Genomic DNA, 21,970 nt, shown 5'->3' with positions numbered 1-21,970 from the left:
ATTTGATAACCGAGATTCAGAAATTTTTTATCCCATCCGGGACAACATAATATGGATGGATTTAGGGTGAGGCACTGTCGTCCACTTCACGTTCAGCACATACGGGTATAGGGCTAGCCAGATGCCATCTGGTTCTATAACTGATTTAATCCTCATCCTTTATCGAGCGGTTATTCAGCTTTAATCTCCCCAACATATTCTATATCCACTTCAATTGTACCCAACTCCCTGGGAAGCTTGTCTCGAAGCTTTTGACCGGGAACAGAGGTATAGATTTTAAGACAGGGTTTGTCATTGCAAAGGCCTGTTCCCACGCCGACCACGCCCTCAATCTCCATGATGGTTGATTCAAACTGACCTCGGATATTTTCTATTTTCTGTATGCCAGGTTCCATGGGCAGGTCTCCTTGTTTTCCTTGATCACACCCTGGTACTATTATCAAGCAAAGTGTTAAAATAAAAATAAAGACAATTGTTGCACCCCTCAAAATTTACTCCTTTTGTATCAACCGTCTTAAGAGAATTAAGGGGCAGACAATATTGCCGTCTGCCCCGTTAAATAATACCACTAGGAAAAGTCAAACCGCACATATGGAACATAGATATAGTCAGAAGAGCTGAAATTCAGGGTGGCAAGTGTTCCGCTCCCTTCGGTTTCGACACGCGCCCTGGCAGCAACTTCGGCAATCACCCATTTATTGACGCCAATGGCAATGCTGCCGGAATAAATTGAGCGATTATAGTCTATTCGTCCGTTTCGATTGATGTTGTCATCCTTGATACGATAGACATCATCCTTGACATATCCTCCCCAGAAATTCTGGTAGAGCTGCACATGGAAATCAAGGTCTATCACAGCTTCTTTTGAATTATACCATTTGTCATTTGAACGGATCTGATACCACCCCCGTGTATAATAAGGAACGTAGGCACGGACATGTCCATTGTATCGAGGCCAGAAGGCAAAGTAAAGCTTTGTCCAAGTGGTCACATCGTTGTCATCTGAAATCCCTGAGCCGTCCCCCCGGGCATGGGCGTAGGGGTACATTTTTCTTGCTGAAAGGCTATAGTTGGCACTACCCGTGGTTGTTCCCCCTTCATTGTGCCAATAGTACTTTCCCCAGCCCCTGTAGGGGTTGTGGTCATAATATCGGCCAGGACCGTTTCCCGTAACGGTTAAACTATCAATACTTTCATCCAGCAGAACCTGCTGGATGATCTCCACCTCATCCATCTCGGCTTTACTGGCGAGTTCATCTTCTGCAGAGACAGCAAGAGTCGTGGCAAATTCCGATTCTGTTTTATTTTCATCTTCAAGCGCCGAAGCCTTTATTTTCAATGCAGACGTCACATCCAACATTTCAGCCTCATTTTTTTTGTTGACCTCTGCTATGTTTGCGATGGCCTGCTCGTCCTGGACAAATTCCAGTTCCGGGCCTTTTGCGGCTTCTTTTTCTATCCATTCACCATTGGGTAATCCTTCTTTCATGTTCTCCATGATCTTTCTCCTTACCTATAAGGTCATTTTTCAGGCGGTTACAATCTCAACGCCAAGTGCCATCAGCACATTGGCAATGTTGTTGTGAATGGTAACCTTGCTTGAACCGGCAAAAAGCAATCCAGTTGCTTTTTTATCCGAACTGGAGATGAGAAGTGATCCTGAATCCCCCCCCTGGGACATATTGGTCGTCAGAATCTGGTTTCTGAAATAGCCGACCCTGCCGCTTCCGTACCCAACGCTGACGGTAACATCAATACCAGTAACCTTTCCGGCAGTGACCTGGGTGGTTCGCCCGCTTTTTATCACATTCATCCCCAAACCGGCTTCCACCGTTCCCTTTGGGATTCCCAGTGCAACCACCGAAGCGATAACGTTTCGCTGGTCAGTGGGTCTTGCCAGGGCTGCATCCACCAGATTATAGAAGGTGGGATTGTTGAACCGGATTGGGATGAACCTGGACAGGCGTGCAACCATATCTGCCGGATATGTCCCCCCATCCACCCTGCCGGGTTGCAGGATCGGATCACCAATATTGGCAACATTGGAATTAGCCAGAACGTGATTGTTGCTGAGGATATGGATGTGGCAGGGAGAACAGACATCTCTGACAAGACAGCCAAAGGTTCCTGCGGTTATCTTGTAGTGTCCCATACTATAGCCGGGCTTGACTGGGCGTATCCTGGTGGTAAAGGCGAGGGCTTCAATGCAGTCGACTTCCTCCACGTCTGTCTTGACACCATCTGCGGTTTCTGCCACAAATTCTTCATCCGGTAATTGTTTTTTGGAAAGTTTTTTCTCCACATAAACCTTTATGCAAAGATCGGTTGTCTCCTTTCCCCCTATATCCTTATACCCGATGCCGACGCCCTGTATTTTTGGCAGTGCAAGGATTTTTTCTTCATTGGCCTTTTTAGCTTCCTGCACTTTTGCCAGCTGAATATTAAACACTTCTGCTGCCATGATTAACCTCCGATGGTTTAAAGTTTCAATAATCTATCCAAGGTTTCTTCGTTAAATAGCGGCGCTTTTCTAGCAAATGTATCGAGACTCCAAAATGATGACATCCATTGGTACCACCCCCTTTTTGTTACTTATGGCCGTTTGGTAACGTTTCAAGTGGAAGTGATGGGTTTTCTTGTGCAGTGTTACCTGTCTTTTGCAACACTCTGATCATCAAGGTGTCGGATATTACCATGATTTTTCAGCCCTGGCTTAAATCGTAAGCGGGTTTGTCACATGATATTTTAACCCGGATAAACCATTGCCATGGGATGTTGAAAAAAAATCCTGGTTATTGTTATCCTTTATCGGGGATCAATATAGGCTGAATGGAGGTTCAATTATGAAGAATAGGCAAGCGTTTTAATGTGGGCTGAATTGCAGTTTAATTTTGAAGAATAGCAAGCGTTTTAATATAGGTATAAATTACGCTTTTAAAAAAATTGGATATATTTAACCAGAAATATTGGTCGCTGTCAAGGTCCTTTTCACCTGTTTCACCTGAATTATTTGTCCATGCCGGGAAATTCTGCCAGTTGAAGTCATAGGAAAAGGCCCAACAGACCCGGGGGTCTGCGGCAAATATCGGCGGATTGTGACCCGTGTTTAAAACCGGTATCTTTTCAAGAGCAGGGAATTTCCCACAACCGTAAGTGAAGACAGCCACATGGCAATGCAGGCCCATTCAGGTTTGAGAACCAGCCCCAGGGCAGGGTAGGCAAGGCCGGCTGCAACCGGTATCATGAGCAGGTTGTAGAAAAAGGCCCAGAAGAAATTGATGCGTATGGTCTTGAGGGTCTTTCGTCCGAGCCCAATGGCCCGTTCAACGTCTAAAAGGGAGTTGTTGACCAAGATTACGTCCCCGGTCTCCTTGGCAATGTCCGTTCCTGAACCCACGGCAATGCCGATGTCTGCCTGGGCAAGGGCCGGGGCATCGTTGATGCCGTCTCCTGCCATGGCGACCCGGTAACCCCGTTCCTGCCATTTTTTGACGATCCGACTCTTGTCACCGGGTAGCACCTCGGCTTCGACTTCATCAATTCCGACGATCTGAGCCACACGCTTTGCCGCCTTTTTATTGTCCCCAGAGACAAGGGCTGTTTTGATGCCAAGGGCGTGGAGTCTTGCCATGGCCTCTTTTGAATCGGCCTTGATTTCATCAGCCAGGGAGATGATGCCCTTCATGGTATTGTCCTGCCATACATACACCGAAGAATCTCCGGTATCTGAAATCTGCTGACCGGCTGCTGCGGCCTCTTCTGAAAGAAAGCTTCCCTGGGGTTGCAGTTTGAGGTTGCCAAGCATGACCGGTCTGCCGTCAAGTTCGCCCGTTGAGCCGTGTCCGGGGATTTCCCGTTGATTTGAGATTTTTTCCATGGAGACACCCGCCTGTTCGGCCTTTTTAACAATTGCGTGGGCCAGGGGATGGATTGATGCGGCCCCCAGGGATGCCGCTATTTTAAGCACCTGGTGTTCAGATCCATGGTCCATGGGGTAAATGGCCGAGACCCTGGGGCTGCCCTTTGTGAGGGTGCCGGTTTTGTCAAACAGAATCACATCCAGCTGGGAGATATTTTCAAGCACTGAGGCCCGTTTAAAAAGGATTCCCCTTTTAAGACCCACACCGCTTGCCACCATTATGGCCGTGGGGGTGGCAAGGCCAAGGGCGCAGGGGCAGGCCACAACCAGTACCGCGATCATCAGCTGAAAGGCAAAGAGAAACCGGGTGATACCCAAGGGCGGCGGATATTCAACAACAAAGTTCCAGACAATAAAGGTGAGGATGGCGGCAATGACCACCACCGGGACAAAGTAGTTGGACACGGTGTCGGCAAGTCTCTGGATCGGGGCCTTGTCTGCCTGGGCCTCCTCAACCATCTTGACAATCCTTGCGAGCATGGTTTCTTTGCCCACTCGAACGGCCCTGGCTGTGATGGCACCTGTCTGGTTGATGGTGGCCCCGGTTACCGGGTCGCCCTTGATCTTGTCCGCAGGAATGGCTTCGCCAGTGATCATGGATTCGTCAATGGTGGTGGTTCCCTCGACGATTTCACCGTCAACCGGAATGGTTTCTCCGGGCCGGACGGAAAAAAAATCGCCTTTTTTTATCTCGGACGCCTTGACCATGTGTTCGCTGCCGTTGACTAGGATCCTTGCCCTGTCAGCCCCAAGGGAGATGAGTTTTTCAAGGGCCTCGCCTGTTTGACCCTTGGCCTTGGCCTCGATCATTTTGCCCAGCAGGATAAAGGTGATGAGCATGGCTGCACTGTCAAAAAAGGTATGGGCCGCGGGGTCAAGGACGAGCAAAGAAAAAAGGCTGTAAAAATAGGCAGCAGAGATGCCAAGGGCGATGAGGACATCCATGTTTGCCGAACGGTTTTTCAGGGAATGAAAGGCACCCTCGTAAAAGGTGCGGCCAGACACAACCATTACCAGGGTGGCAAGCAGGCCCATGGAATAGTTGGTGTTGGCATGGCCAAAGGGCATGGTGTACATGAGAAAGACCAGGGGGATGGTCAGGCTTGCTGCAAAAATAAACCGGAATCGCTCTTTCTGGGCAATGGGAGAATCCTCTGTTCTTTTTTCTTCCTGGCTGAAGGCAGTATAACCTGCCCGCTGGACGATTTCAAAGATGCCCTGCTCATCCACCAGGCTTGGGTCATAGGTTACAAATCCCTTTTCCATGGAGAAATTGATCGAGACCTTTTCTATGCCCTTGGATTTTTTAAGGGTTTTTTCTATGGTGTTGGAACAGTTGGCACAGGACATACCCTCAATTTTAAAGCTTGTTTCAACCGGCTGTCTTTGCCGGGCAAAGGGCGGTTCAACGTTTTTCGGGGCAATAATGGTAAACGGCTTGTTATTGATTGGCGAGGGTGCTTCAGTGCCAAACCCCTTTTCCCTGATGGCGGCCTTTAAAGTTTCAAGGTCAACGGCCTCCTGGTCAAAGGTCACTTCAGCCGTTGAATCTTCAAGGGAGACCCTTGCCGAACTTACGCCCTGTATGGCTTCCAGGGTCTGGGTTACGCTGTTGACGCAATGTCCGCAGCTCATTCCAGATACGTGAATATTCTTAACACAAACCATGGGTACCCTCCTTTTTTTTCATATCACCGGCACGGCCGGAGCGAGGTATGACTCCGGCCTCAACGAAATTGGAAACGCCTCCATCGGTGATGCTTTGGTGGGTGTTTCATATGAAACCGTCATGGTCAAAGCAGGGTATGGGCTCTTGGCCACAACGAACAATGGAACGCCCTGGTTTGCAATGCCTCGGTGGGCGTTTCATATAAAATCAGATAAAGAAAGATGGGGCTGTATAAAGGTTTTGTCAAATATACAAATAGGGGGTTGTGGTTTTTTGTAAATTTTTCTATTTTTACAGGTCGACACAAACAGTGGGGTTGACCCCATGTGTTGGTACAACCACAGGAGAATCGATTGAAACGTGTCTGATAAGAATAGTGCAACGGGTGCAGAAACAACCCCTGGTCCGGATGATTTTTATTCTATTGACCGGGGCAGAACCCTATCGGTAAAAATTAAGCGGTCCGAGTTTATCTGTGCACTGGAACCTGTCACCACCGTTGAAGATGCCAAGGCGTTTATTTCTGCCATCTCGTTGGAGCACCGCCAGGCCACCCATAATTGCTGGGCCTATCGTGTGGGGGAAAAGGCTGAGATGAGCCACAGTTCGGACAATGGAGAGCCTTCGGGTACGGCCGGGCGGCCCATGCTCAATGCCCTTGAGTCAAACGGACTCACCCAGGTGGCTGCTGTTGTGACCCGTTATTTCGGTGGGGTAAAGCTTGGTATAAAAGGGTTGATCCAGGCCTATGCCGGGGCTGTCCAGGCTGTGGTTGATTCGGCATCCCTGACACGGCTTGTCCGGTGTAAGCAATATGTGGTCAAGGTTCCCTACACCTTTAACGACACCTTTCTTCATCTTTTGAAGGCCCACCGTGTGACGGTTTTGGATACGGTTTACACTGAAGATGTTACCCATACCCTTGGGGTTGAGGAGTCAAGCTGGTCCAATGTTCAGGAGTTGCTCGACGGATACGTGGCTGCCGGAAAGATTGTCCTGGTTAGCTGATGGTCCCAGCCCCTTTCTACGCCTAAAAAAAGTGCAATAATGCAAGCCTGACCTCCATGTAAACAGCCAATCCTGTAAGTTGAGTAAAGTATACTTTAATTTATCCCATGGCTGAAAAGGATGGTTTTTTTTCACCATTGTAAAACCCTTTGGAGTATGATTAAACCCCAAGGGGTTAAACATGGGTAAAATTTGCAGTGTCCAAAAAAAGAGACCAGGAGGAAAAATGCGGGGAAACCTAATCATAAAAAATGCATCCCAGCTGGTGACCTGCAGTGGGTTCAGGGCAAAGCAGGGAGCGGAAATGTCCGAACTTGGTATCATTGAAAACGGGGCCGTGATCGTTGAGAAGGGTATGATAACCGCTGTGGGTGATTCCGACGACCTCCTGACTGGGTTCAACACGGAGGGGTTTGACATTGTTGATGCGGCTGGCAAGTCGGTATTGCCTGGATTTGTTGATTCCCACACCCACTTCGTGTTTGCCGGATACCGGCCGGATGAGTTTGCCTGGCGGCTCAGGGGTGACAGCTACATGGATATCATGCGCCGGGGGGGGGGGATTGCCAACACGGTCAAGGCTACACGAAGGGCCGGAAAAGATACCCTGATCTCCCTGGGTCTGAAAAGACTGGATACCATGCTCGCGTTTGGCGTCACAACGGTGGAGGGTAAGAGTGGCTATGGCCTTGACCATGACACGGAGATCAAACAGCTTGAAGTGATGCAGGCCCTGAATCGGATACACCCTGTGGATGTTGCGGTCACCTTTCTTGGTGCCCATGCCACGCCTGCCGAATTCAAGGGGCGGAAAGACGCTTTTATTGATCTTGTGGTGGAGATGCTTGACGAGGTTGCAGAACGGGGGCTGGCTCAATTCTGTGATGTTTTCTGCGAGAAGAATGTTTTTTCCGTGGACCAGGCGGAACGACTCCTCATGCAGGCAAAAACCCTTGGGATGGGGGCCAAGATACATGCCGACGAAATGGTTCAGCTGGGGGGTGCCGAGCTCAGTGCGCGGTTAAAGGCCGTTTCTGCGGACCATCTTCTCCAGGCGTCTGACCAGGGGATTCTTGCCATGGCCAGGGCAGGTGTTGTGGCAACGCTTTTGCCGGGCACGGCATTCAGCCTGAAGGAGCCCTATGCCCGGGCCCGTTTCATGATTGATCAGGGGTGTGCTGTTGCCCTTGCAACGGATTTTAACCCGGGGTCCTGCTTTTCAAACTCCATTCCATTGATGTTTGCCCTGGCAACCCTGTACATGGGTATGGCAACGGAAGAGGCTGTCACTGCCCTGACCATCAACGGGGCCGCAGCCCTGAACCGTGCCGATACCATCGGGAGCATCGATGTCGGTAAGCACGGAGACCTTGTGATTCTTGAATATCCTTCCTACCGGTTTCTGCCCTACCATGTGGGGATGAATATCGTTGAAAAGGTGGTTAAACAGGGAAATATCGTTTTTTCAAAAGCATAGGGCTGGGACGAGTGATGAAAAAGATAGTCGAGTGTGTGCCCAATTTTTCAGAGGGCCGGGACAGCGGCGTGATTAATGCCATTGCCGATGCCGTCCGGGCCACGGAAGGCTGTACCCTCCTGGATGTGGATTCGGGATACGCCACCCATCGGACGGTCTATACCTTTGTGGGAGATCCTGATGCTGTTGTCCAGGGTGCCCTTGCGGCAGCCCGGGTGGCAAGAAAAAAAATCGATATGACAAGGCACAGGGGGAAGCACCCCAGGTTTGGTGCCTTGGATGTCTGTCCCTTTATTCCCGTGGCCAATGTGACCATGGACGAATGTGTGGCCGTATCAAAAGCCTTTGCCCGAAAAGCCTCACAGGAGCTGAAGGTCCCGGTGTTTCTCTATGAGGAATCTGCAGCCGGGGATTACCGGCGGCGGCTACCTGACATCCGCCAGGGGGAATATGAGGGACTGGCCGAACGGTTAAAAGATCCCCGGTGGAAACCGGACTTTGGGCCGGCCGAGTTTGTGCCGGCCTGGGGGGCAACGGCCACGGGTGCCCGTAATTTTCTCATTGCCTACAACGTCAACATCCTGGGAACCCCCAACCAGGCCCACCGTATTGCCCTTAATTTAAGGGAAGCCGGCCGGGGGGAGGACCAGCCTGGTAGGCTTCGGGATGTTAAGGGAATGGGCTGGTTTGTGGACGAGTATGGCATGGCCCAGGTAACGGTGAATCTTAACAATTACAGGGTCACCCCCATCCATCTGCTGTTCGAAGAGGTTAAAAGGGAGGCCGAGGCCCTGCATGTTGCCGTTGCAGGTTCTGAGATTGTTGGTATCGTTCCCCTGGAATCGATTCTCATGGCGGCGGACTATTACATTGAAAAGGAGGGGTTGTTCCTCTATGAAGAGCGGTCCAGGATTCGCCTGGTCATAGAGCGCATGGGGCTCAACTCCGTGGCACCGTTTGTGTCCGAAAAAAAGATCATTGAATACATCGTGGCTGACCCCCCGGACGAACCCCTGGCAGGTCTGAGTGTTCGCAGGTTTATCGAGGAGATCTCGGCCCGGACCTCAGCTCCCGGCGGCGGATCGGCCTCTGTGGCCATTGCGGCCATTGGTACGGCCCTTGGCGCCATGGTGGCTAAGCTCACCCAGGGTGTAAGAAAGTTTGAAACGGTGGAACCCCAGATGCAGAAGAGCATCCCCGTGCTCCATGAACTGACCCGAAGCCTTATTCCCATGATTGATGCCGACACCTCGGCCTTTAACGACTACATGGAAGGGGTGAGAATGCCCCGGGACACCCCGGAAGAACAAGCGGTCCGCATGGCCAGGATGCAGGCCGGGCTGAAAACAGCCATCCAGGTGCCCATGGCCGTCATGCGCCATGGTGACAGGGCCTGGGATGCCCTGTGTGAGGTGGCAAAATATGGAAACCCTGCGTCCATCTCCGATGTCCAGGTGGGGGCAAAGGCCCTTGAGACCGGTATATGGGGGGCTTTCCAGAACGTTGTGATCAACATGGCCGATGTCATTGACCCGGCCTTTAAAGACGAGATTATGACCGAAGCCAGGGCCATTGAAACTCGCGCCAGGATTAAATGCCGCCAGGTGCTTGAAATCTTGGACAATATTCAGACAACATTTTTAAGGGAAAAACGCTGATGTTCAAACCGATGACAAGAGGGGAAAAACAGCTTTCCCCGGGTGATACCCTTGATCTTTTAAAGCAGGCAGAAGAGGGCGTTCTGGCAACCATTGGTGCAGACGGGTACCCCTATGCCGTACCCCTCAATTTCGTTTACCATGGTGGTGCCGTTATTTTTCACTGTGGAAAATCAGGCCATAAGCTGGATAATATCGCCCACAATGACAGGGTTTCGTTCTGTGTGATTCATGGATCTGAGATTGTCCCCCAAAAGTTCGATACCCTGTATAAAAGCGTGGTTATCTTTGGCAGAGTCGTGGAACTCCTTGACCGGGAAAAGGAGGAGGGGCTTGTGGCCCTTGTTCAACGCTTTTCAAGCAATTACCTGGAAGCCGGGAAAAAATATATCGATAATTCAAAGCACAAGACCCGGGTGTTTAAAATTGAAATCGAACATATCACGGGTAAGATTGGAAAATAAGCCATATTGCCAACCTGGAGGCAGGCCAATAAAACCGGGTCATCCCTTCACTGGCGGGTCAGCTTGATTTCAATGCGTCGGTTTCGCTGATAGGCCGCTGGCGTATCTGCCCTGTCAATGGGGTGGTATTTGCTGAAACCCGCTGCCGCCATTCTCTTTTCAGGAACACCCCGTTGACTTAAAAATCGGACAACCGCTACGGCCCTGGCAGCTGATAGTTCCCAGTTGGATGGAAATGCTGCATTGTTAATGGGTACCCGGTCCGTGTGGCCATCAATGCGCAGTATCCAATTGATGTCATCGGGTATTTTTTTGGCAATATCCATCAGGGTCTCTGCCAGGGTGGTGAGGTGGATGCGGCCCTGGTCGCCCAGAACGGCGGACCCGGATTCAAAAAGAAGGCCTGCCTGGAGAACAAACCTGTCCCCCTCGATCTGCACGGCCGGATTGTTGCCCAGTATCTTTCGCAGCCGCCCGAAGAATTCCGACTGATATTTTTCAAGTTCGTTTACCTTGCGGGCCAGGGCAATGTTCAACTGTTTGCCAAGGTCAACGATCTTTTCATCTTTTTCCTGTGTCTGGGTGTTTGCCAGGGACAGGGCGTTGCTGATCATGGAGAGCTGCTCCCGGAGCCGGGTGATTTGATCTGAAAGAAGGGTGACCTCTGCCCGGGCCGTGGCGGAAAGCTGCTTTTCCCGGGCAACGGCCTCTTTTTGTGAGGCAAGCACGGCCGAAAGGGCCTGGATTCGAATTTCCTGGGCCTCTATCTCTTTCTGGGCCAGAACCGTGGTCTCCGCTTGTGTGGCCAGCCGCTCGGCCAGGGCCTTTGACCGATCCCGCAACACCAGAATCTGATCGTCCCGGTCTGAAAGGGAGCGTCCAAGGATTGCCACCTTTTGTTCTAGTTCGTCCTTGACCCGGGTCAGGGCCTGGATATCTTCGTTGAGGCTGACCATGGTCAGCATCTGCTGTTTTATCAGCTCTTCGTCCTTTTCAGACCGGGCAGAATAGTCGGCAACCTTGGACATTAGCACTTCCCTGTCTTCGGACAATCCGATGATGGTGTCAGAAAGTTTACCCACCTGGGTGGTCAATTGGATGGACTTTTCCCGTTCAAGCCCCAGAAGCTCTGCCAGTTCACTGATCTGGCCATGGAGGTCGGCCAGTTCATTTTTCTGGCCATAGAGTACTTCGCTGAGCATGAACTGGGCCACGGTAAAAATCATCAATATAAAAATCACCACCATGAGCAGGGCCGACAGTACATCAACGTACCCTGGCCAGGCCGTTATCGGGCTTGAGATGCGCCTTGTTCTGGAGATCATTGTGTTCTCCTGTTATCTGTTCCGGTCAGGGGGGATGCCGGGTGGTTGATCCTGCTGTCCCATAAGGCGTTCCATGGTATGGTTGTTGGCATTTAGTGTATCGATGAGGGTTTTGAGATGGGTGTCAATATCCCTGAGTGCTGCCGGGGAAATGCCAGGGCCGGGTACCATGGTTTCATCTGTCTCCACCAGGCGGGTGACACCGGAGAGCCACTCTTCCATTTCATTGAAAAACCGGTTCTGGGCGTGGCCTGCCTGGATATCCGCAAATCCCAGTACCAGGGAGCCGCCCAGTCCGAAAAGGGAAGAGCTGAAGGCTGTTCCCATGCCTTTGAGCGGTTCTTCAAGACCCTGTTTAAGGTGGCTGAAAACCGTGACAAAATCCCGGGTTCCGACTTCCAGGCCGCTGATTACCTGGCCCACGGTGCCGATGGTCTGGAGCAATCCCCAGAAGGTTCCCAAAAGGCCGAGAAACACCAGGAGGCTGATCATGTACTTTGAGATCTCCCTTGATTCGTCAAGATGCCCCCTGATGCCGTCCAGGACGGTGGTCAGGGATAGGGCCGACAGGGTGAATCTATCCCGGTGGATGTCTGCCAGGTGTTTGGCAAGGGGAGCCAGCAGGGTGGGCGGTTCTGTGACAGAGATGCCTGGATTGCCCGTGCGGAAAATTTTGATCCATTCGATTTCGGGCTCCAGCCGTTTGATCTGGAATATATTGATGGCGATGCCCACACACAGAGCAGCAACGATCAGGAGGTTAAATCCCCAGTTTGCCATGAACGCCGTTTTAAGGGATGCTGACAAAAGCACACACACCCCTGCGACGATGGCAAGATAGACAATTGTGAGGAAAAGATAATGCCTTGGATTTGTCATGGGAGCCGCCTTTTTATCGAGTATTATCCAACACCCCAATATGCTTAATACCTGAATTGTTTTTTTGCAACCACTTAGAGCCATGGAAAAAATAAAATACACCACCCAACTTGTCTTTTTACCTGCTTTCAGCGTTGCGTCAATGGGCACATATTCCAATATGCTTCCATTGACGCGTCTTGAAATCAGATAAAAATCCGGCGTTGGTCTGGTGTCTTTTAAAATTTCCATGACCCTTAGAAATAAAATAAACAGGGGGTTTCGGTGGTGGGAGCATATTGAAGTGCCCATGCCTGGGGCAGAATGTTTTTACACTTTGGCGGTACCATGTGATATCTAAAAAAGAATTCTGGGCCAGAGATGCCCATGTCAGATGTCGAATTTGGGGGAAAATAAGTGGAAGATATTGTTCTAAAACCGGGTGAGGTTCATTTTTTTTATACGTTGGATGATGAGATACAGAGCCCGCTGCTGCTTGATAAATATCGTGAAATATCCAGCAGCAAAGAAAAAATAAAAATAGATCGGTATCGGTTTGGACGAGACCAACGCACCTGCCTTGTGACCCGGGGACTTCTCCGGTTTGTTCTGTCCAGATATACCCAGATTCCCCCCCAGTCCCTTGGATTCAGGGAAAACGATTTTGGAAAGCCGAGTCTTAAACCCGGGATAACTGATATCCCCATTCAATTTAATTTATCCCATTCCAAAGGTTTAACGGCCTGTGCTGTGGTCCTTGAAAGTCAGATCGGGATTGATGTGGAAGATATAAGCCGTAAAGTTGATTTGAAAATTGCCCGTCGGTTTTTTTCTAAACAAGAATCTGAATATCTCGGAAAGACAATTGAAAAAGAGACGTTTTTTGATTTCTGGACCTTAAAAGAGTCTTATATCAAGGCAAAGGGCAAGGGTCTCTCAATTCCTTTAAATAAATTCAGCTTTACCATCAGTCAGGACAGAACAGACATTTGTTTTGATGCGTCCTACGATGACAATCCTGACAATTTTATTTTTTTCAGATTTCCCCTGTTAAAGAAATTCAAGGTGGCGATTACTGTTGAGGCCCCCAAAAACGAAGGATGTGAACTCCGTGTTTACCATTGCATTCCCTTTAGGATGATCAAAAAACAGGAACAGATTCAAATTATTTGAACCAGACCAGACACTTTTTTTCCATGGATTCAAGAGGGGACAGCAGTTGTAATGGATGGTGTCTGTTATTTTCTTTTAAATCAGCATTGTTGATAAAATTTTCTTGCCTGCAATTAGTTAGTGTGCTAATGATAATTATTCTAACTAATATATGGAGGATTGCCATGCCAGGTTTTGATCCCCTGGAAAGTATAGGGTTTCACTGTAATCTTACCTTTAAATCCTTTTCTGCATCCCTTGAACAACGCCTTGGCGGCAGCGGAGTCAGCCGGGTTCAGTTTATGGCCCTGGCCCACCTCATTGCCCTGGGAACCATGCCCCAGAAGGATTTGGCCCAATTGCTGTCCATCACATCGGCATCCACTGTCCGACTGGTGGACCGGTTGACAAGGGACGGTTGGGCCGAGCGAATCCCTGCCCAGGATGACCGGCGGGTTAAGCTGATCGTTCCGACCCCCAAGGCTGTTGAAGCCTGGGAGGTGATGTCGGATCATGCTGAAAAAATCACCGCCAAGGCCTATGTTGGATTGACCCGGGAAGAGATCGACGGAGTCAAGGCTGTGCTGAAAAAAGTGCGTGAGAATTTAAAGAAAATTTAAAGATCAACAACTCAACTGGGAGCATGGAATGAAAAAAATAATGATCGTGCTGGTGCTGGCTTTACTGGTGATCGGTGGATTATACCTGGTCCGGCAGAAACGACTCACTATCCGGGAAGCCGGTGGCCAGCCAGTCCGGGCCACGGTGGTCCGGGCAGCAGTGGCCAAGAGGGGTGATCTCCTGGTCAGCCGCACCTATCTTGCCCGGGTCGAACCCTGGCAGGCTGCAACAGTTGCTGCCCAGATTGTCTCCAGGGTGACTGATGTGCGGGTTCAGGTGGGAGACCTGGTCTCCCGGGGTGGGGTTCTGGCCCACCTGGAAAGTGAAGAACTCATGGCCCGGGTGCAGGGGGCCGAGGCCGGGGTATCACAGGCCAGGATGCAGGCCATGGCTGCCCGGGAAACGGTTCAGGCCCTTGGGAAAACCCTTGACTTTCGAACCCTCGAGTTTGACCGGGATAGGCGGCTGGTCAAGGCCGGGGCCATTGCAAGGGTGGTTGCTGACACTTCCCTGGATCAACTCAACGAGATTCGCGGTCGTTTGCAGTCCATGGAGAAAACCGCCCAGGCGGCAACCGAGCAGATAACCTTCCGGGAACAGGAGCTTTCACAGGCCCGGATCCGTTTGGCCTATGGGCAGATAACAGCCCCCTTTGGCGGGGTGGTCGTGGAGCGCCTGGTCGATCCCGGTGATATGGCAGGACCGGGTCAGCCCCTGGTGATCCTCGAGGACCACACCCGGTTCCGGATCAGTTTTGATGTGCCCCAGGCTGAGCTTTCGTGGTTTAAACCTGAAATGGCGGTGATGGCATTGTCCGGGGTAAACCTGGAACTGTCTGTTTCCCGGACGCATTCGTCCCTGAATTCAGATCGAACCCTGACCGTGGAATGTGATGCCCCACCAGCACCGGGGTTGCGGGCCGGTGGGACCCTGGTGGTAAAGGTGGTGCTGGATCGTTTTGAAGATCAGGTGCTGGTGCCGGAAGCGAGTCTGATCCCCGTTCCCGGGGGTGGTGACGCGGTTTTTATTGTGGCGAACAAGAAGACGACAGCCGTGCCTGTTACTGTTCTGGGACGGAATGCCGGACAGGTTGCCGTCAAGGGTCTTGATCCTGGTTCCCAGGTGATTCAGAATACCTATCTTGGGTGGAACCGACTGGCTGCGGGCGAACCCGTGGAGGTCCTGCCATGAGTCTGCCGCAGTTTTCCCTGAAATATCCCTACCTGGTGCTGGCCCTGGTGCTGGTGGTGGTGGTCATGGGAACCATTGCCTATGTGGTGGTTCCCACGGACCTGTTTCCCGAAAGCGTGCCGCCCCAGGTGGCTGTGATCACGGTATTACCGGGAGCATCTGCCGATGATATGGCGGATAAGGTGACCCGAACCATTGAAAAAGAACTCGGGAGTCTGTCCGGGCTCAAGCGGATATCATCGGTTTCCCGGGATGGGGTCTCAGCGATTACAGTGGAATTTTTGTTCAGCAAACCCATGGGTGAGGCGGTGACGGACGTGGATAATGCCGTGGCAAGGGTACGGAGTCTTTTGCCCCAGGACGTCCAGGAACCGCTTCTCTATCGAATCACCGACGCCACCCGGCCCCTGATGACCCTGGCCCTGACCCCTAAGCCTGCCAGTTTCAAAGCGCTTGCCGACATCCGGCTGCTTGCAGAAAACGACCTCAGGGACGATTTCATGGCCGTTGCCGGGGTCGGGGATGTCCAGGTGTTTGGCGGCCACCAGAGGGAGATTGAGGTCCGTGTAGACCAGGATCGCCTGGCCGGGTACGGGATGACCCTTGTGGACGTGATCACCGGGCTTGCCAGGCAAAACGTGGCGTCCCCCGGGGGTATTGTGTACGGCACGGGCCAGGAATACCTGCTCAAGGTTTCCGGTGAATTGACGGGGTTACAGGCCCTTGAAAATCTGCCCCTTGGCAATGGATCAGGCCGGCAGATCCTTTTGAAGGATGTGGCCCGGACCAGGGCCGGAGAGTCGGATTTGAGAAGCCGGTACCATGGCAATGGCAGGGAAGCCGTGGCCGTAAACCTGCTGCGTCCGGAAAAGGGCGATACGGTAAAAACCCTTGTTGGGATTAAAAAGGCCCTTGTGCACATCAGGGCCGATTATCCGGATATCCTTTTTGAGACCACCGAGGATCAGCAGCCCCTGATTGATCTTAATGTCCATGGCATGCGATCTTCCCTGTGGCAGGCCGTTTTTCTTACCATCCTTCTGATTTTTGTCTTCCTGGCCGACCTGCGGGCAGCGGCCGTGGTCAGTGTGGCCATTCCCCTTTCGTTTCTTGCGGCCCTGATTGTTCTGTGGATCAGCCCCTACACCTTGAACATGGTGACCCTGTCGGGATTGATCGTGGCCGTGGGCATGGTGGTGGACGGATCAGTGGTGGTTCTGGAAAATATCCACCGCCATCACAGGGATACGGGATATGCCGATGCCCCCAAGGCGGCCCTGGACGGTGCGGCCCAGGTGGCTCTGCCCATCACTGCGGGCATGCTCACCACGGTGGCGGTTCTGGTGCCGGTTATCTTTACCACGGGTTACACGGGTCGGACCATGCGGCCCCTGAACATTACCATTGTTTCAACCCTGATCGCCTCCCTTGTGGTGTCTTTGTCGGTGATTCCCATTCTTGCGGCCCGGTTCTTCGCAAGGACTCCGGACAGGGTGCCGGGGAAGGGGGCTGTTTTTGTTCAGTCCTTGCTGAGCCCCGTTGAAAAGGGGGTTGAAGCCCTGACCCGGGGTTACGAGGGGTTGGTGGCCCTGGCACTGAAGTATCGGATTCTAACGGCCCTGATCCTTCTGGTGTTCATGGTCTTCAGCCTGCGGGTGGTGAAGCCCCTGCTGGGCGGAGAGCAGATGCCGCCCATGGATACGGGAATCGTTATTGTTGAGTTTGACACACAGACCTGGGAAAAACCTGAGGCCGTCAATCGGATCCTCGACCAGATCGAGGCTGTGGTCCGTGGGGAACCTGCCGTGGTCAGTGTCTCTTCCCTGCTGGGTTCTGAACCAGGTGTAATGAGTTTTGGTGGGGGTAAGGCCACGGCTCAATCGGGGAAAATGACGGTCTACCTGACCCCCCGGACTCAGCGAACCGAAACCATCTGGGATATCGAAGCCAAATGGCGCAGGGCCCTTTCAGTGATGCCCGGGGTGCGAACATTCAGGATCGCAGAATATGGGGCCACCCCCGTGGCTACGACCAAAGCACCGTTTAACGCCATTCTGTCCGGACCCGATTCCCGGGTGTTGAGCGGTCTTGCCGACAATGTCCTGGCACTTCTCCATGGGTCTCCGGGACTTGTGGATCTTGGGCGATCCTGGTATCTGGATAAAAACGAACAAAAAATTACCGTGGATCCAGAACTGGCCGCCTTTTACGGTACCTCCCCCCTTGGGGTGGCCGCAGCCCTGCGCATGGCCGTGCAGGGTGTTCCGGCAACCGCCATGCGGGTTGACGGTTTTTCCGACATCCCGGTTCGGGTGAGACTGCAGGCTGATCAGGTTGACGATCTGAACCGGCTTGGAGAAATTCTTGTTCAGACGCCTTCGGGTCGGGTGAGGCTCGCAAGTCTTGCCACCATTACAACCCTTCAAACCCAGCCGTTCATCACCCGGGAAAATCAGCGGACCACCATTGACATCACGGCTGGAAACGCAGGCCTCACCATTGCCCAGGCCAATGGGGCTGCAAAACAACGCCTGGCAGGCCTGTCCCTTCCCAAGGGGTACACCCTTGATTTTGGAGGAACGGCCCGGGACATGGCGGAAACCCAGGCCAGCCTCGGTCATGCCCTGGTGATCGGTATCGCCCTGCTGTTTATTCTGCTCATGGCAATGTTTAAATCCGTGATCCATCCTGTGACGATCATTCTTTCCATTCCCCTGGCTGCGGCCGGTGGCCTGTGGGGGTTGCTCATATTTGACAAGCCCTTTTGCATGCCTGCCCTCATGGGGTTTATCCTGCTTGGGGGAACCATCGTGAATAATGCCATCCTCATGCTTGACTTCATCATCAAGGCCCGGGCAGAGGGGTTGGCAAAGGATGAGGCCATTGTGCAATCGGTGCGGCTGCGGCTGCGGCCCATCCTGATCACCGCCGTGTCGACCATTGTGGGTTTTTCCCCCCTGATCTTTGAGACCGCCGTTGGCCTTGAGCGCATGAGCCCCCTGGGTATTGCGGCAGCTTCGGGTCTTCTTGTGGGAACCATTGTCACCATGGTGGCTGTTCCGGTCATCTATTCGCTGCTCGATTCTCTGAAACTCAGGATGGCCAAAATCCTGTCTGGAAAATTGGCAAATCCCGGCACCACGGTTGTTCTGATCGTGGCGGGCCTGACGGCCTGCCTGACGGTTTCCCTGTGGAGTGTTCCAGCAGGGCTTGAGGCGGCAGAGGTGGCGCTGGGTGCAACCCTTTCCCTGGATCAGGCCGTGGCTGTGGCCCTGGCCCATAACCCGGATCTTGAAGAATCCCGGGCTGTGATTGCCCTTGATCAAGGCAGGGTAGGGGAGGCCGGTTCGACCAAGGGGCTTCACCTGGATTTGACCGGTCAGGGGGTGTGGTCGGAAATGCCCCATGCCCAGATTTCCGGGTTGAGCTCAGCGGATCAGGGGTTTGCCCGCCTGAATTATCAGGGTGTGTTGTCGGCCTCCTGGCTGGTGACGGATTTCGGGAACACCGAGGCCCGGCTGCGGGCAGCCATGAATCGTCACAGGGCCGGGATTTCCATGGCCCGGCGCCGGGAGCAGGAGGTGGTGTTCCATGTGTCCATGCAGTTTCTTCAGGCCATGACCTTCACGGACCTGGTGGTGGCAACATCTGTCAGCCAGGAGAGTCTCCAGGCGTTTGCACGGTCCGTTGATTTGCAGATCCAGCAGGGAAAAGCCCCAGAGGTGGATGCCTTGAAGATTGATGTCCGGCTGGCCGAGATTGAAACCCGGCTGGCCGAGCTTGAGAGAAGTCTGTCGGTCTCCAGGGCTGCCCTGGGCCGGCTCATGGGGGTTGAGGAGGTTCTGCCACCCCTTACCGTCTGGGAAGATGCAGAAAATGAGGTCCTGGAGGGTGAATCGATCAAAACGCCGGTACTCCGGGACCGTATGGATGTCCAGGCCGGGGAATTACTTGTCCAGGCGGGCAGGGACGGGGTCCTGGCATCCCAGCGTCGGTTCATGCCCCGGGTGGAGCTGTTTGCCACAGGTGGCCTTTATGGTGCCAACGATCCTGAAACCGGTACTGGACAGGTGGATAACGATCCCTGGAAGGACGATTTTTCGGGGGGGGTCAGGATTCTCGTACCCCTTTTGGACAACGGGCTTCGCAAGGGCGGGCTCGCAGTTTCCCGGGCTGAACTTGACAAGGCCCGGGCTGACCTGAGGGCCAGGCGGTTAGCGGTAATCGAGGAAATTGCCGTTGCAAAGGCAGGTGTAAAGAGTGCCCGTGTGAAAATAAAGGCCACTCGGAAAACAGTAGCCCATGCTGGAAAGGTGGTTGAGATTGAACGACTCAAATACAGCATCGGCAGGGGGAGCAGCGCCGATGTCCTGGATGCGGAGGCAGCCCTTCTCAATGCTGAAAGCCTTGCAAGGCAAGCCGTTCGTGAATTCTCCCTGGCTTGTTTGGCTGAACGGCTTGCCCTTGGGGAAAGAAATTAAAAGCGCCTGTTGTGGGCGATCATAAATGATGGCTTCCGATTTAGGGTGCTGAATGTGGGAACGAAGAAATCCAATCTGCGAAAATCTTTATTGACTTCTTTTCCCATAGAAAATAAAAAAAAACAGGGCATTGTGAAAATAATAGTGTATCTGTTTTACCATCCTTTGCGATCCTGAATTCCTTGGCGGTTTGTACGATAAGGGGCTGATCTTCCAGTTGTTCCATGCAGGTCTATACCGGGGCTTGACTCCGTTTTTTCCGTCAGCCCTCAAAATGGTGTCATCAAGTAAGCGTGAAACCCAAAAGTTGCAAGCGGTCGTTGGCTGGATATGCAAGACGCCGGGCATGGGGCTCTATTCACCCACCGCAAATACACGGCAACGCAGCCGATCCGGTCAAATAGCGCTCCCCCAGGGTTTTGGGTTTTGAACCTAGGACTATTCCGGTGAGCGGTAAACTTGGAAGAACTCATCACAACTGAATGATATAACCGGCACGGCCGGAGCAAGAGATGTTATCCGGGCACGACGAAGCATGAAACTCGACAGTATTAGGCCGGTGGGAACGGGTGTTGCACTGAACGGATTAAATGGCAACGGTGGGCATGGACGCCCAAGGAGTTGCCATTTTCCTCGGAGCAGGCCATGGACGGCCTGCGAGAATGAGTGAAGGGCAACACCCGTTTCCGCCGGCCGGTCGAAGTGAGTTTCTTATAAAAAAACTAATATATTTGTTTAAAAGTAAAAATCAGAAATGCAACTTTTAGGTGAAACATTAACCCAAACAATGGGAGGTTCTTGTGATCAGAGCATTAGCGGGTTCTTTTAGTAAAGTTGTTCGTCGTTGGCTACCGGATGCTTTTTTGTTTGCAGTTATTCTCACGTTTGTCGTTTTTCTCTTGGGTATTATCTTTCAAAGCCAGTCACCCATTGATATGGTGAAATTCTGGGGACAGGGCTTTTGGAAGCTGTTGGCCTTTGCCATGCAGATGGTTCTGGTGTTGGTCACCGGTCATACCCTTGCAAAAACCCGGATGGTGGCGTCAGTTCTAAAGGCCTTTTCAAGTCTTGCCCGCACTCCTTCCCAGGCCATCCTTATGACCACATTTATTGCGCTTTTGGCCTGCTGGATCAATTGGGGGTTTGGATTGATCGTGGGCGCACTTCTTGCCCGGCAGATGGCCCGGAAGATTAAAGGGATTCACTATGGCCTTCTGGTGGCTTCAGCCTATTCGGGTTTTCTGATATGGCATGCCGGGCTTTCAGGCTCCATTCCATTAAAGGTTGCCCAGGTTTCTGATAATTTTATGTCTGAAATTACAGGGGGTGAGATTATTCCAGTGGGTGAGACCATTTTTGCGTGGCAGAATCTTTTGATCTGCGGGATTCTTCTGGTTTCCCTTCCCATCATTAATATGATGATGACACCCCATGCGGATGAAATTGTTGAGATCGACCCGCTATTGCTGGATAACCCTGCTGAAGGGGTGGAAGAGAATAAACAAGAGGTGAGAACCCCTGCTGAAAAGTTTGAAAACAGTGTGGTTGTTTCCATGCTGCTTGGCCTGTTTGGTTTCTCCTATATTGTTTATTATTTCGTTAATGGTGGAAGATTAGGACTGAACAGTGTGAACCTGATTTTCCTTTTTGCAGGCATCGTCCTGCATGGAACTCCGGCCAATTTTTTAAGGGCAGCCAATGAGGCCATCAAGAACACCACTGGAATCGTCCTGCAGTTTCCACTTTATGCCGGCATCATGGGGATGATGGTGCATTCGGGTCTTGCATCGTCCATCAGTCAGTGGTTTGTCCAGGTTTCCACCGTCACAACCTTTCCTTTTTTTACCTTTTTAAGTGCTGGCATTGTTAATTTTTTTGTACCGTCGGGGGGAGGACAATGGGCTGTTCAGGGACCCATTGTTATGCCGGCGGCAAAGGCCCTGGGGGTTCCCCTTGGCAAGGCTGCCATGGCCATCGCCTGGGGGGATGCCTGGACGAACATGATACAACCTTTCTGGGCGCTTCCCCTGCTTGGTATTGCCGGGCTGGGTATTCGAGATATCATGGGCTATTGTGTTGTGGCGCTTTTATGGGGAGGGGCTGTGATTTCCCTTGTGCTGGTGTTTTTATAGACCGGATTTTCCAAA

At 52.1% G+C, this 21,970-nt stretch carries 15 protein-coding genes; 9 read left to right on the top strand and 6 right to left on the bottom strand.

Going from position 1 to position 21,970, the window contains the following annotated elements; all coding sequences use genetic code 11:
• Positions 1 to 170: 170 nt before the first annotated feature.
• From HRM2_RS21320 to HRM2_RS21305, 4 genes are all read right to left on the bottom strand, one after another.
• A complete protein-coding gene (locus HRM2_RS21320) occupies positions 171 to 395 on the bottom strand; it encodes a hypothetical protein (RefSeq protein WP_015906111.1) in 225 nt (74 codons plus the stop codon).
• 173 nt (positions 396 to 568) lie between these two features.
• Positions 569 to 1,498, bottom strand: coding sequence for a hypothetical protein (locus HRM2_RS21315; RefSeq protein ID WP_015906110.1), 930 nt, complete (start codon positions 1,496 to 1,498; stop codon positions 569 to 571).
• Positions 1,499 to 1,528: 30 nt separating this feature from the next.
• Positions 1,529 to 2,461 (bottom strand): chymotrypsin family serine protease, encoded by a 933-nt coding sequence (locus tag HRM2_RS21310; RefSeq protein WP_015906109.1) that lies wholly within the window; start codon positions 2,459 to 2,461, stop codon positions 1,529 to 1,531.
• Between the two features lie 645 nt (positions 2,462 to 3,106).
• On the bottom strand, positions 3,107 to 5,587 hold the full coding sequence (locus HRM2_RS21305; protein WP_015906108.1) for a heavy metal translocating P-type ATPase: 2,481 nt from the start codon (positions 5,585 to 5,587) through the stop codon (positions 3,107 to 3,109).
• Positions 5,588 to 5,948: 361 nt separating this feature from the next.
• Here HRM2_RS21305 and HRM2_RS21295 point away from each other — a divergent pair, with 361 nt between their 5' ends.
• The 4 genes from HRM2_RS21295 to HRM2_RS21280 all read left to right on the top strand — a co-directional run bounded on the left by HRM2_RS21295 (position 5,949) and on the right by HRM2_RS21280 (position 10,195).
• Positions 5,949 to 6,596: an IMPACT family protein gene (locus HRM2_RS21295; protein ID WP_015906106.1), complete on the top strand. Its 648-nt coding sequence runs from the start codon at positions 5,949 to 5,951 to the stop codon at positions 6,594 to 6,596.
• Between the two features lie 226 nt (positions 6,597 to 6,822).
• Positions 6,823 to 8,073 carry an imidazolonepropionase gene (hutI, locus tag HRM2_RS21290; protein WP_015906105.1) on the top strand — a complete coding sequence of 417 codons (1,251 nt, stop codon included), beginning with the start codon at positions 6,823 to 6,825 and terminating at the stop codon, positions 8,071 to 8,073.
• A 14-nt stretch (positions 8,074 to 8,087) separates the two neighbouring features.
• Positions 8,088 to 9,731 carry a glutamate formimidoyltransferase gene (ftcD, locus tag HRM2_RS21285; protein ID WP_015906104.1) on the top strand — a complete coding sequence of 548 codons (1,644 nt, stop codon included), beginning with the start codon at positions 8,088 to 8,090 and terminating at the stop codon, positions 9,729 to 9,731.
• On the top strand, positions 9,731 to 10,195 hold the full coding sequence (locus HRM2_RS21280) for a pyridoxamine 5'-phosphate oxidase family protein (protein ID WP_015906103.1): 465 nt from the start codon (positions 9,731 to 9,733) through the stop codon (positions 10,193 to 10,195). Before ftcD ends, HRM2_RS21280 begins: the two co-directional genes overlap by 1 nt.
• Before the next feature lie 47 nt (positions 10,196 to 10,242).
• Here the strand turns inward: HRM2_RS21280 and HRM2_RS21275 are convergent, their stop codons facing one another.
• Positions 10,243 to 11,520 carry a peptidoglycan -binding protein gene (locus HRM2_RS21275; protein WP_015906102.1) on the bottom strand — a complete coding sequence of 426 codons (1,278 nt, stop codon included), beginning with the start codon at positions 11,518 to 11,520 and terminating at the stop codon, positions 10,243 to 10,245.
• Between the two features lie 12 nt (positions 11,521 to 11,532).
• Positions 11,533 to 12,399 (bottom strand): hypothetical protein, encoded by an 867-nt coding sequence (locus HRM2_RS21270; RefSeq protein ID WP_041274220.1) that lies wholly within the window; start codon positions 12,397 to 12,399, stop codon positions 11,533 to 11,535.
• A gap of 396 nt (positions 12,400 to 12,795) precedes the next feature.
• Between HRM2_RS21270 and HRM2_RS21265 the strand changes: the two genes are divergently transcribed.
• From HRM2_RS21265 to HRM2_RS21240, 5 genes are all read left to right on the top strand, one after another.
• The gene (locus HRM2_RS21265) at positions 12,796 to 13,551 is read left to right on the top strand and encodes a 4'-phosphopantetheinyl transferase family protein (RefSeq protein ID WP_015906100.1); all 756 of its coding nucleotides are present in this window, start codon (positions 12,796 to 12,798) and stop codon (positions 13,549 to 13,551) included.
• Between the two features lie 164 nt (positions 13,552 to 13,715).
• Positions 13,716 to 14,150 (top strand): MarR family winged helix-turn-helix transcriptional regulator, encoded by a 435-nt coding sequence (locus HRM2_RS21260; protein WP_015906099.1) that lies wholly within the window; start codon positions 13,716 to 13,718, stop codon positions 14,148 to 14,150.
• A 28-nt stretch (positions 14,151 to 14,178) separates the two neighbouring features.
• Positions 14,179 to 15,342: an efflux RND transporter periplasmic adaptor subunit gene (locus HRM2_RS21255; protein WP_015906098.1), complete on the top strand. Its 1,164-nt coding sequence runs from the start codon at positions 14,179 to 14,181 to the stop codon at positions 15,340 to 15,342.
• Entirely contained in the window at positions 15,339 to 19,823 is a 4,485-nt protein-coding gene (locus HRM2_RS21250) for an efflux RND transporter permease subunit (protein WP_015906097.1), read from the top strand. Before HRM2_RS21255 ends, HRM2_RS21250 begins: the two co-directional genes overlap by 4 nt.
• Positions 19,824 to 20,623: 800 nt before the next feature.
• Positions 20,624 to 21,955, top strand: coding sequence for a short-chain fatty acid transporter (locus HRM2_RS21240; RefSeq protein ID WP_015906096.1), 1,332 nt, complete (start codon positions 20,624 to 20,626; stop codon positions 21,953 to 21,955).
• The last annotated feature ends 15 nt before the right edge of the window (positions 21,956 to 21,970 follow it).

Origin of the sequence: Desulforapulum autotrophicum HRM2, assembly GCF_000020365.1 — a bacterium.
Taxonomy (GTDB): Bacteria; Desulfobacterota; Desulfobacteria; order Desulfobacterales; family Desulfobacteraceae; genus Desulforapulum; species Desulforapulum autotrophicum.
This window is presented reverse-complemented; position numbering and strand designations above follow the sequence as displayed.